The following is a 12412-nucleotide window of genomic DNA, read 5'->3' as shown; positions in this document are numbered from 1 at the left end:
GTCGTCTCATGCCGACTGCGCGAACGCCATCGACACCGGATAAACGATAACGATTCGTGTTGAAAATCCCTTGCGCGGCGAAAAATCAAAATAATTTCCCTGGAAGCTCAACAATTCGGTTCGTTTATTAAGCGGATGCTGATTATCCATATTGACGATTCGTCGCGGTAAAAATATTGCGCTGCAAAATCCGTCTGTATTGAATCAAAACCATATATATCGGCGTTTTCACGGATGCGTCGTGTCCGATATCTTTGCGAAAAATCAAAATAAGCCGGCGAAAAACGTGCGGGGTGTCGTACCCGGAGCTCCCTGGCGGGTAAAAAGTACATGTTCGTCGACGCTTGATCCGATAGGTAAACATCGACTGGAAAACGGTTTGCGTTTGATATAGCCTTGTCTGATAAAAGCAGGGCAGTAATCGAATCAACCAGAAAGTCGCTGCAAAAACCAGGGGCCGCCATCATGTCATTCGACTAGTTTCGACCGTATTCCCGGGTCGATCAAAACTTCATCCGTGAATAAACCGATATCGCGTCGCGATTATCGGAGCGGACGCTTTTGTCCGTGATTTTCTACTGCGTGCCATGCGGTGCGGCCGCGATACCAATACCAGGGCCGAAATCAATAACGAGGGACAGCATGAATATTGCGCGTTCGAAAAAAGCGGGTGAGCCGTTTCCGAGACTGCTGTTGCCCACGGGCGTGTTTCTGGCGTTGTCGGGCGCGGGCATCGTTCCCGCCTATGCGACCTGCAGCACGGCGGGCACCACGGTGACCTGTTCCGGCGTCGCGAACCCGCTGGCACCCAGTTATTCGAACAGCGCCAACAACCTGAACGTGACGGTCAACCCCGGCGCCAGCGTCGGCGTGCTGCTCGGTGTCGGCGGCACGGCGATGTCGCTGACCGGCAGCGGCACGACGTTGACCAACAACGGCACGATCGACCCGGCGCTGCTCGGCTCGGGGCTCGGCATCCTGTCGAGCGGCACGGTAGTCGGCAACGCGTCGGCGAGCACGGCGACCGTGACCAACAACGGCACGATGAACGGCTCGACCGGCGTGGCGATCGCCGGCGTGACGGGCATGGCGCTGTCGGTTCAAAACGGCACGGGCGGCACGTCGACCATTACGAACACCGGTTCGATCGGCTCCACGGCACTATCCGGCGCGACCCTCGTCGGCGCCGATGCGCCGGTGGTCGCCGCATACGGCGGCGGCACGGTCAACATGTCGAACAGCGGAACGATTACCGGTCGCGTGTCGTTCAGCACGAACGGCACGCCCGGACAGGGCAATACGTTCACCAACTCGGGCACGATCAACGGCGGCGTGTCGATGGGGGCGAACAGCACGAATACGTTCAATGCCGTGACGGGCTCGTCGGTCAACACGGCCGGCGGCACCGGTGGTGCATTCAACATCACGGTCGGCCCGATCACGCTCGGCGTGGCGGCAACCGGCGTCGTCGACGGCGGCGCGGGCGGCAACAACACGCTCAACCTGCAGCAGGGCGCCGCGGCGAACGGCACGATCGCGGTCAACAACTACATCAACTTCAATCACCTCGACGTCGCGAGCGGAAACTGGACCATCAACGGTGCGTCCACGGCGCAGGACGCAACGCTCAGCGGCGGCGTGGCGATCATCAACGACAACGCGTCGCTCGGCACCGGCACCGTCACGGGCAACGGCGGCGCGTTGCAGGCGGGCGTGGCGGGGCTCAACGTCTCCAACGACGTGTCGCTCGGCACGGGTGGCCTGACGGTGCAGGGCGCGACCGGGCTGACGCTCTCCGGCACGGTGTCGGGCGGCGGCGTGCTGACGAAGAACGACGGCGGCACGCTGACGCTGTCCGGCGCGAACAGCTACACGGGCGGCACGAACCTCAACGCCGGCGGCCTGGTGGTCGGCAACAATTCGGCGCTCGGCACGGGTACGCTGAACGTCAATGCGTCGGCGGCGCTCGACGCGAGCACGAACGTGACGCTCGGCAACACGGTCAATCTCGCCACCGGCTCGACGCTGACGATCGGCGGCGGCAGCAATCTCGGGCTGACCGGCGCGATCAACGGAAGCGGCGGCCTCACGAAGAACGGCGCGGCGACCATGACGCTGAGCGGCGTGAACACGTATACGGGCGACACGACCATCAATAGCGGCACGCTCGCGCTGAGTGGGGCCGGCAGTCTGTCGGCCGCCGGCACGGTCAACCTGACCGGTGCGGGCGCAACGTTCGACGTGAGCGCCGCATCGGGCGGGCGGACGATCGGCTCGCTGGCCGGCGCGGCCGGCACGAACGTGAACCTCGGCGCGAATTCGCTGACGCTCGACGGCACCGGCAATGCGACCTATGCCGGTACGATCGGGGGGGCCGGCAGCGTGACGCTGTCGGGTACTGGCACGCAATCGCTGACGGGCACGAACGTGTACACGGGCGGCACCAACCTGAACGGCGGCAACCTCGTCGTCGGCAGCAATGCGTCGCTCGGCATCGGCGTGGTGAACGTGAACGGCTCGTCGACGCTCGACGCTACCGCCAACGTGTCCCTGGCAAATGGCGTCAACCTCGCGACGGGTACCACGCTGACGCTTGGCGGCAGCACCGATCTCGGCCTCGGCGGCGTGATTTCCGGCGGAGGCGGTCTCGTGAAGGACGGCGCGGCGACGCTCACGCTGTCGGGCGCGAACAACTATGCGGGCGGCACGACGCTGAACGCCGGCGGACTGGTGCTCGGCAACGGCTCGGCATTGGGTACCGGCGCGCTGACCGTCGGCGGGGCGGCGACGCTCGATACGAATGCGGCCTTGTCCGTCGGCAATGCGGTCAACCTCGGCACGGGCGCTGCCCTCACGCTGGGCGGCAGCAACAGCCTCACGCTGGGCGGCGCGATTGCCGGCGCGGGCAGCCTCGTGAAGAACGGCGCGGCGACGACGACGCTGACGGGGACGAACACGTACACGGGCGGCACGACGATCAATGCCGGCACGCTCGCGCTCGGCGCGGGCGGCAGCCTTGCATCGACGGGCACGATGAACCTTGCGGGCGCCGGCGCGACGCTGGATCTGGCCGGTGCGACGGGCGGGCAAACCCTTGGCGCACTGTCGGGTGTCGCGGGAACGAGCGTGAATCTCGGCGCCAACGCGCTGACGCTGGGCGGTACGGCCAGCGGCACGTTCGGCGGAGTAATCGGCGGCACCGGCAGTCTCACGTTGTCGGGTACCGGCACGCAGACGCTGAACGGCGCCAATACCTACACCGGCGGTACGAACCTCGATAGCGGCAGCCTGGTGCTCGGCAACAACGGCGCGCTCGGCACTGGCGCGCTGAACGTCGGCGGCACGGCGACGCTCGATACGAATGCGGCCTTGTCGGTCGGCAATGCGGTCAATCTCGGCACGGGTGCCGCACTGACGCTGGGCGGCAGCAACAGTCTCACGCTGGGCGGCGCGATTTCCGGCGCGGGCAGCCTCGTGAAGGACGGCGCGGCCACCACCACGCTGACCGGCGCGAGTACCTACACGGGCGGCACGACGATCAACGCCGGGACGCTGGCGCTCGGCACGGGCGGCAGCCTCGCGTCGACCGGCGCGATGAACCTCGCGGGCGCCGGCGCGACGCTGGATCTGGCCGGTGCGACGGGCGCGCAGACCATCGGCACGCTGACCGGTGCGGCCGGCACGAACGTGAATCTCGGCACGAATGCGTTGACGCTGAATGGCGCCACCAACGGTACGTTCGGCGGCACGATCGGCGGGGCGGGCGGCGTGACGGTTGCCGGCACGGGCACGCAGACGCTGACGGGCGCGAACACGTACACGGGCGGCACGACGATCAATGGCGGCAGCACACTCGCGCTCGGCGCGGGCGGCAGCCTTGCGTCGGGGAGCGCCGTGAATCTCGCGGGCACGGGCGCGACGTTCAATCTGAGCGGTGCGACGGGCGCCCAGACGCTCGGCACGCTGACCGGCGCGGCCGGCACGAACGTGAATCTCGGCGCGAATGCGCTGACGCTGAACGGCAGCGGCAACAACACCTTCGGCGGCACGATCGGCGGGGCGGGCGGTGTGACGGTTGCCGGCACGGGCACGCAAACGCTGACGGGCGCGAACACGTACACGGGCGGCACGACGATCAACGGCGGCAGCACGCTCGCACTCGGCGCCGGCGGCAGTCTCGCGTCGACGGGCGCGGTGAATCTCGCGGGCACCGGTGCGACGTTCGACGTGAGCGGTGCGACCGGCACGCAAACGGTCGGTGCGCTGTCGGGTGCGGCCGGCACGAACGTGAATCTCGGCGCGAATGCGCTGACGCTGAATGGCGCCACCAACGGTACGTTCGGCGGCACGATCGGCGGGACGGGCGGCGTGACGCTGGCGGGCACCGGCACGCAGACGCTGACGGGCGCGAACACGTACACGGGCGGCACGACGATCAACGGCGGCAGCACACTCGCACTCGGCGCCGGCGGCAGTCTCGCGGCGACGGGCGCGGTGAATCTCGCGGGCGCCGGTGCGACGTTCGACGTGAGCGGTACGACCGGCACGCAAACGGTCGGTGCGCTGTCGGGTGCGGCCGGCACGAACGTGAATCTCGGCGCGAATGCGCTGGCGCTGAACGGCAGCGGCAGCAGTACGTTCGGCGGCACGATCGGTGGCTCGGGCGGTGTGACGGTGGCGAGCGGCACGCAGGTGCTGACCGGCGACAACACGTACACGGGCGGCACCACGATCGCAGCCGGCGGCGCGCTGCAACTCGGCAACGGCGGCACGTCGGGCAGCGTGGCTGGCAACGTCGTCGACAACGGTGCGCTGATCGTCGATCAATCGGGCAATGTGACGATCGCGAGCGTGCTGTCCGGCACGGGTTCGCTCACCCAGGCCGGCAGCGGACAACTCACGCTGACCGGCACGAGCACGCTGAGCGGCCCGACCTCCGTCAGCGCGGGCACGCTCGCCGTCAACGGTTCGCTCGGCCAGTCGACCGTCACCGTGCAGAACGGCGCGACGCTGACGGGCACCGGCACGATCGGCGGCCTCGTGGTGCAGGGCGGCGCGACGGCCGCCGCCACGCAGCCGGGCGCGTCGCTGAACGTGGCCGGCAACGTCACGTTCCAGCCGGGTTCGACGTTCCAGGTCGCCGCCACGCCGCAGCAAAGCGGCAGCCTCGCGGCGAGCGGCACGGCGATGCTCAATGGCGGCACCGTGCAGGTGTTCGCGAACCAGGGCAGCTACCAGCCGAGCACGACCTACACGATCCTTACTGCGTCGTCGGGCGTGCAGGGAGCATTCGCCCAGGTGAACGCGAACTACGCGTTCCTGATGCCGAAGCTCACCTACGATCCGGATCACGTGTACCTGCAACTGGTCCAGAACGGCACGTCGCTGCCCGACGTCGCGACGACGCCGAACCAGCGCTCGGTCGCGACCGCGCTCGGCGGGCTCGGCACCGGCAATCCGCTGTACGACGCGGTGCTGACGACCGACGCGCCCACCGCGCGCCGCGCGTACGGGCTGCTCGATGGCGAACTGCAGGCGAGCCTGAAGAGCATGCTGCTGCTCGACAGCCGCTATGTGCGCGACGCGGTGACCGATCGCGTTCGTCAGGGCCTCGCGCCCGGATCGGGCCCGCTCGCGGCATTGTCGTCGGGCGGCGCCGCGCTGTGCGGCGACAACACGGCCGGCGTGACCGACCCGACGCTGCCGCCGGAACGCCGGATCGGTTCGCGCGAAGGGTGCTACGGCGGGACGCCTTATCAGCCGGTCGTCTGGGGGCAGGCGTTCGGCGGCCGCAGTCGCCTCGCCGGCGACGGCAACGCGTCGACGATCAAGCGCAGCATGACGGGCTTCATCGCCGGCGCCGACATGGCGCTCAACGACAAGTGGCGTGCGGGTCTGGCCGCGGGCGTCACGCACAGCTCGCTCGACAACGACCAGAGTTCGTCGGCAGCGGTGAACAGCTACTACCTGTCGCTGTACGGCGGCGCGCAGTATGGCGCGCTCGGCGTGCGCGGCGGCGCGTCGTACACGTGGTATCGCATCAACAGCGACCGCTATCCGGGCTTCGCGGGCTTCTCCGATCACGACTCGGCCGGCTACAACGCGCATTCGGCGCAGGTGTTCGGCGAAGTCGGCTACGCGCTGCCGGTCGGCCCGGTCGCGATCGAGCCGTTCGCGGGCCTTGCGTATATGAACCTGCATACCGACGGCTATACGGAAACCGGCGGCGCGGCTGCGCTGCGCGCCGGCGGCGAGACGACCCACGTCGGCTTCTCGACGCTCGGCCTGCGCGCGGCGTCGCAGCTCGGTTCGATCGCGAGCGGCACGTTCACCGCGCGCGGCACGGTCGGCTGGCGGCATGCGTTCGGCAACGTGCGGCCGTCGTCGGCGTTCACGTTCGCGAACGGCGGCACGTCGTTCCAGGTGTCGGGCGTGCCGATTGCTCGCGACAGCGCGGTGCTCGAAGCCGGCATCGACGCGAACATCACGAAGCGCCTGACGCTCGGCCTCACGTACAGCGGCCAGTATGGCAGCGGCGTGCGCGACAACGCGATCCTCGGCAACATCCTGTGGAAATTCTGACCGGCAACTGACGTGCCCGTAAGCGACGCCATGCGACGAAGCAACGTCGCATGGCGTCGCGGCCGTTTCGGCGCTGCGCACGTACGCCGTTCTGGCCTATCCTGTGCGAAACACGCGACGCGCGCCGCGCGTTGCGCCTCGACACAGGAGCATCGATGCCGAATCACGCCGAAGCCACGACGACGCAGGCGCCGCAAGTCGCGCCCATTGCCCCGACCACCGCGTCGGGTCCCGCTTTCATCGCGCCCGAAGCCGATCCGCAGGCCCTCGCGCGCAACAACCAGTACGTGCTGAAATCCGGCGACGCGTTCGTGGTCAGCGACGCGCTCGGCGACATCGGTGGGCATGACGACGGCCTGTTCGTCGACGACATGCGCGTGCTGTCGACCTGGCGCCTGACGTTCGGCGGCCGCGCGCCGTCGCTGCTGTCGGGCGCGACGAGCGCCGACAACGCGTCGTTCACCGCGCACCTGACGAACCGCCCGCTGCCGCCGCTCGGCGGCCACGAGACGCCCGAAGGCGTGATCCATATCGAGCGCATGCGCGTGCTCGCGGGCGACGTGCTTTACGAAGCGCTGACGCTGACGAACTACGGCGCGAGCGAAGCCGAGGTGCCGCTGTCGCTGTCGTTCGCGGCCGATTTCAAGGACATGTTCGAAGTGCGCGGCACGCGGCGGCCGAAGCGCGGCACGGTGGGCGCGCCGCGCGTCGACGCGGGCGCGGTGCGGCTGCACTACGACGGCCTCGACAGCGTGGCGCGCAACGTGACCGTGCATTTCTCGCCGGCGCCCGATGCGCTGTCGGTCGATCGCGCCGACTACACGCTGACGATCGCCGCGCAGGCGTGCGTGTCGATTTACCTGACCGTCGATGCGACGCTCGGGCCCGCGCAGGCCGAAGGGCCCGGATGCGGCCGCGTCGCGCTGCGCACCGCTCTCGTCGGCGTGCATCGCGAGATGCGGGCACGGCGCGAGTCGATGGCGCGCGTGAACACCGGCAATCCGCTGTTCGACGCATGGCTCGATCGTTCGCTCGCGGATCTCGGGCTGCTCACGACGCAACTCGACACGGGGCCGTACCCGTATGCGGGCATCCCGTGGTTCTCGACGCCGTTCGGTCGCGACGCGATCATCACGTCGCTGCAGATGCTGTGGCTGCAGCCGTCGCTCGCGCGCGGCGTGCTGCGTTTTCTCGCCGAGCATCAGGCGCGCGAGACCTCCGCGTTCCGCGACGCGGAGCCCGGCAAGATCATGCACGAGTTCCGCCGCAGCGAGATGGCCGCGACGGGCGAGGTGCCGTTCGCGCTGTACTACGGCGGCGTCGATACGACTCCGCTGTTCATCGTGCTCGCGGGCGCCTATGTCGAACGCACCGGCGACGAAGCGCTGATCGACGAGCTGTGGCCCGCGCTCGAGCGCGCCGCGCAATGGGTGATCGACAAGTGCGACCGCAATCCGTACGGGCTGCTCGATTATCAGCGCACGTCGGAACGCGGCCTCGCGAACCAGGGCTGGAAGGACAGTCACGATTCGGTATTCCACGCGGACGGCCGTTTCCCGGACGGGCCGATCGCGCTCGTCGAAGTGCAGGCCTATGCGTGCGCGGCGCTCGACGCGATGTCGGCTTGCTCGCACCGGCGCGGCCATGCTGCCGACGCGACGCGCTACGCGTTGCGCGCGAAGACGCTGCGCGAGCAGGTCGACGCGCTGTTCTGGATGCCGGAAGGCGATTTCTACGGGATCGCGCTCGACGGTCGTGGCGATCTGTGCCGCGTGTTCGCGTCGAACGCGGGCCACCTGCTTGCATTCGGGCTGCCCGACGCCGAGCGCGGCGCGGCGGTCGCGGGCGTGCTCGGCTCGGCGCTGTTCCAGACGGGCTGGGGCATCCGCACGCTCGCGGCCGGCCAGCCGCGTTTCAACCCGATGGCCTATCACAACGGCTCGGTGTGGCCGCACGACAATGCGCTCATCGCGCGCGGCCTGGCGCGCTACGGCGACAAGACGGCCGCGGTGAATCTGCTGCGCGCGCTGTTCGAGGCGGCGGTGAGCTTCGAGATGCGCTTGCCGGAGCTGTTCTGCGGCTTCCCGCGCCGGCGCGGCGAACCGCCGACCGCGTATCCGGTGGCCTGCCTGCCGCAGGCGTGGGCGGCCGGCGCGCCGTTCATGATGCTGCAGGCGTGCCTCGGCGTGAGCATCGACGCGTCGCGCCACGAGGTGCGCGTCGAGCGTCCGGCATTGCCGGAAGGCGTCGACTGGCTGCGGATCGATGCGCTGCGCGTCGGCGACGAAACCGTGTCGCTGACGTTCCGCCGCGTCGACGGCCAGGTGGTCGCCGCGGCGGAGCAGCCGGGCCGCGTGAAGGTGGTCGCGGTGCTGTAGCGGCGTGCCGCGCGAACGTTGCGCGATGTCGCGCCACGTTCGCGCGCAGCGGCATAGAATCGTGACATGACCCTTGAACGATGGCGGAGGTAGACGATGACGACCGACAACCGGCCCGACGACGGCGAGCACAAGCTCGAGAATCTGGAAGCGGCGGTCGACCACCTGCACAAGTCGATCGAATCGCAAAGCATCGCGGTCGGCGCGGCGAAGGGCATCCTGTTCAGCCTGATCGAAACGCTCGGCGCACTGATCGGCGATCCCGACCTGCCCGAGCATGCGCGTTCGGGCTACGAAGCGTTGCGCGACAAGGCGAGCGAATTGCGCGGCGGGCTCGACCGCCATTGACGCACGGGCGGCGCAGACGCTGCCCGATTCGGCGGACGCGGCACAAAACCTCGTCCGCTCAATCGGTTAGGTGCCCGATACGCAGGATATCCACAAGCTTGCCAACACAATCTGTGGAGAACCGCCCGGCCGTCGGCCGGGCGCGCCACGCGTGCACGGCGTGCGGTTCGGCAACCGTTTCCGTGCCACACCATTGACCGGTCAAGGTCCGTGCACTGAATCCCCTTGTGTATCAAGATGTTACGCGTCCGATCTGGCGGATATCCACAGGCTTGCCAACAAAATCTGTGGACAACTCGCAATCGATTGCGTCGTACGGGTTGAGGATCCGGCCGGAATGCGACCGGTGCGCGAAGCCCGTGCGCAAAGGCTGCCCGCGCCGTGCATCGGCGCGCGAATGTGTGCGCGATCAAGGGCTTAGGCCCCGGATACCCAGGATATCCACATCCTTGCCAACACTTTCTGTGGACAAGCGCGGCGGCGTTACTCGGTGGGCGCCGCGCCGGCCGCTTCCGCCACGATCCAGTCGCGAAAGAGCGTCATCGCGGGCGTCAGCGGTTTCGATTTCAGCGACGTGAGCCAGTAGCCGCCCGCACGCACGTCGATGTCGAGCGGCCGCGCGAGCTGGCCGAGCTGCAGTTCGCGCGCGAACATGCACGCGGGCGCGAGCGCGACGCCCGCGCCCTGCATCGCGGCCTCGACCATCAGCCGCGACGAATCGAACACGGGCCCGTTGACGGCCCACGGTTCGAGCTGCGCGGCGTCGAACCAGCCGAGCCATTCGTCGGTGCGGTACGAGCGCAGCAGCGTTTCGTTCGCGAGATCGGCCGGCCGCGCGAGGCGTCGCGCAATGTCCGGCGTGCACAGTGCGGTGAGCGGTGCATCGAGCAGCCGCTCGTTGCGCGTCGTCGGCCAGTTGCCTTCACCGAAGCGGATCGCGAAGTCGAGGCCCTCGGCGGCGAGGTCGACGACGTTGTTGTTGGTCCGCAGCCGCAGCTCGACGAACGGGTGCGTGTCGCCGAACTGCTTCAGCCGCGGCATTAGCCAGCCTAGGGCAAAGGTGCCGACGACGCCGAGCGTCAGCACCTCGTGGAAGCGCCCGCCGTCGAACTGCTTGAGCACCGTCTCGATACGGCTGAACGCGTCGCTCAGTACCGGCAGCAATGCGCGCCCCTCGTCGGTCAGCCCGAGGCCGCGCGGTAACCGCGTGAACAACGTGCAGCCGAGCCGCTCCTCCAGCGAGCGCACCTGCTGGCTGACCGCGGCCTGGGTCACGCTCAGCTCGAGGCCGGCGCGCGTGAAGTTCAGGTGGCGCGCCGACGATTCGAACGCGCGCAACGCATTGAGCGGGAGATGAGGGCGAAGCTTCGTCATAAGAATTTCTTTTGTCAGCGCTCAATTATCGTTGCTTGTCAGTCAACCGTAAAGTCCCGATAGTGCTGTCTCGGCGGCCGGCCGTTTTCGACACGCACCACCGTTTCGCCGCCATTCCACCACGAGACAACCGACATGACCTACTCATCGAAACGTCGAACCCTGTTGCTGGCCGCCGCGACGGCGCCGCTCGTTCTCACCGTCGCCGCGTGCGCGTCGCGGCAGGCCGCCGCGCCGGACGAAACCACGGCGGCAGCGGCGGCTGCCGCGGACGCCATTGCGCCCGCCGCGGCGGCGACGACGCTCGCCGATCTCGAGCGCGACGCGGGCGGCCGTCTCGGCGTGTGCGCGATCGACACGGCGAGCGGCCGGGTCATCGAGCATCGCGCGGGCGAGCGCTTCCCGTTCTGCAGTACGTTCAAGGCGATGCTGAGTGCGGCGGTGCTCGCGCAGAGCGTCGAGCGGCCGGGCCTGCTGCAACAGCGCGTGACGTACACCAAGGCCGACCTCGTCAACTATTCGCCGGTGTCGGAGAAGCATGTCGGCACGGGCATGACGGTCGCCGCGCTGTGCGAGGCCACGATCCAGTACAGCGACAACTCGGCTGCGAACCTGCTGATGAAGCTGATCGGCGGCCCGTCGGCGGTAACGGCCTATGCGCGTTCGATCGGCGACGACATGTTCCGTCTCGATCGATGGGAGACCGAACTGAATACCGCGCTGCCGGGCGACCCGCGCGACACGACGACGCCCGCCGCGATGGCCGCCAGCATGCGCGTGCTGACGCTCGGCGACGCGCTGCCGGCCGCGCAGCGTGCGCAACTCGTCACGTGGCTGCGCGGCAACAAGGTCGGCGACAAGCGAATTCGCGCGGGCGTGCCCACCGGGTGGACAGTCGGCGACAAGACCGGTACCGGCGATTACGGGACGACGAACGACGCGGGCGTCATCTGGCCGACGTCGCGCGCGCCGATCGTGCTGGTCGTGTACTACACGCAGACGCGCGCCGATGCGCGGGCGAAGGACGACGTGATCGCGTCGGTCGCGCGTATCGTCGCGCAGACGTTCGGTTGAGCCGCGCGGCACGGCATGGGTGGCGCGCGCCTCGGACGCGCCGTGCCGCAGTCGTGACCCGCGCGATCAAACGTTGTGCGATCAACGACTTAGGTCGCGCATGCTCAGGATATCCACATGCTTGCCAACAAAAATTGTGGACAAGCCCGCGAGTGGCGGCGTCCGGCATGACGCGCGCCGCCGTGCTCGATTTGAAGCGGCGCGGACAAAGTCTTTCGGATCAAGCGCTTGGTCGTGGTATGCGCAGGCTATCCACACGCTTGCCAACACAATCTGTGGACAAGCACGGCAGGCGGCACGTCGCGTGCCGAGGCGTCACGCAACAGGCGATCGGGCGGCCGTGTGCCGTTTCGAGGCGGCGCGGACAAAGTCTTTCGGATCAAGTGCTTGATCGCGGTATGCGCAGGCTATCCACAAGCTTGCCAACACAATCTGTGGGTAAGTGGCGCCGCACCGGCCCGGCACGCGGGGGGTGGTGGCGACGTTCATCGAGCGTCCATCGTCGTGGCGGCGTGGCGTCGTGATGCGATGTGCGGCGAAGCGGTGAAGGCGGCGGCCATTGCCCGCGCCTCCTCTGCATCACGCGTGCCAAAGTCCATCGGATCAAGGGTTTAGCGTCACGGTGCGCAGGATATCCACAAGCTTGCCAACATTTT

6 protein-coding genes are annotated in these 12412 nt (G+C 68.1%); 4 read left to right on the top strand and 2 right to left on the bottom strand.

The genetic code is table 11. The annotated features are described in order from the left end of the window. Positions 1-6: 6 nt before the first annotated feature. Positions 7-150: a hypothetical protein gene (locus tag CFB46_RS36110; protein WP_179235129.1), complete on the bottom strand. Its 144-nt coding sequence runs from the start codon at positions 148-150 to the stop codon at positions 7-9. 492 nt (positions 151-642) lie between these two features. Between CFB46_RS36110 and CFB46_RS29025 the strand changes: the two genes are divergently transcribed. The 3 genes from CFB46_RS29025 to CFB46_RS29015 all read left to right on the top strand — a co-directional run bounded on the left by CFB46_RS29025 (position 643) and on the right by CFB46_RS29015 (position 9308). Further along, positions 643-6582 (top strand): autotransporter domain-containing protein, encoded by a 5940-nt coding sequence (locus CFB46_RS29025; protein ID WP_089502124.1) that lies wholly within the window; start codon positions 643-645, stop codon positions 6580-6582. Positions 6583-6737: 155 nt separating this feature from the next. Next, positions 6738-8960 (top strand): amylo-alpha-1,6-glucosidase, encoded by a 2223-nt coding sequence (locus CFB46_RS29020; RefSeq protein WP_089502408.1) that lies wholly within the window; start codon positions 6738-6740, stop codon positions 8958-8960. A gap of 96 nt (positions 8961-9056) precedes the next feature. Next, the gene (locus CFB46_RS29015; RefSeq protein WP_006482135.1) at positions 9057-9308 is read left to right on the top strand and encodes a hypothetical protein; all 252 of its coding nucleotides are present in this window, start codon (positions 9057-9059) and stop codon (positions 9306-9308) included. Positions 9309-9791: 483 nt separating this feature from the next. Here the strand turns inward: CFB46_RS29015 and penR are convergent, their stop codons facing one another. Then, positions 9792-10682 carry a beta-lactamase transcriptional regulator PenR gene (penR, locus tag CFB46_RS29010; RefSeq protein WP_027781182.1) on the bottom strand — a complete coding sequence of 297 codons (891 nt, stop codon included), beginning with the start codon at positions 10680-10682 and terminating at the stop codon, positions 9792-9794. A 135-nt stretch (positions 10683-10817) separates the two neighbouring features. Between penR and blaPEN-B the strand changes: the two genes are divergently transcribed. Continuing rightward, the gene (gene blaPEN-B / locus CFB46_RS29005; RefSeq protein WP_089502123.1) at positions 10818-11756 is read left to right on the top strand and encodes a PEN-B family class A beta-lactamase; all 939 of its coding nucleotides are present in this window, start codon (positions 10818-10820) and stop codon (positions 11754-11756) included. Positions 11757-12412 lie beyond the last annotated feature (656 nt).

It is taken from the genome of Burkholderia sp. HI2761, assembly GCF_002223355.1.
GTDB lineage: Bacteria > Pseudomonadota > Gammaproteobacteria > Burkholderiales > Burkholderiaceae > Burkholderia.
Note: the sequence above shows the minus strand (reverse complement) of the source record. Positions and strands in the feature narration are given on the sequence as shown.

What these genes read in the sequence shown, in the direction of transcription:
- CFB46_RS36110 (WP_179235129.1), bottom strand. Translation starts at nt 150, where the DNA reads ATGGATAATCAGCATCCGCTTAATAAACGAACCGAATTGTTGAGCTTC.
- CFB46_RS29025 (WP_089502124.1), top strand. Translation starts at nt 643, where the DNA reads ATGAATATTGCGCGTTCGAAAAAAGCGGGTGAGCCGTTTCCGAGACTG.
- CFB46_RS29020 (WP_089502408.1), top strand. Translation starts at nt 6,738, where the DNA reads ATGCCGAATCACGCCGAAGCCACGACGACGCAGGCGCCGCAAGTCGCG.
- CFB46_RS29015 (WP_006482135.1), top strand. Translation starts at nt 9,057, where the DNA reads ATGACGACCGACAACCGGCCCGACGACGGCGAGCACAAGCTCGAGAAT.
- penR (WP_027781182.1), bottom strand. Translation starts at nt 10,682, where the DNA reads ATGACGAAGCTTCGCCCTCATCTCCCGCTCAATGCGTTGCGCGCGTTC.
- blaPEN-B (WP_089502123.1), top strand. Translation starts at nt 10,818, where the DNA reads ATGACCTACTCATCGAAACGTCGAACCCTGTTGCTGGCCGCCGCGACG.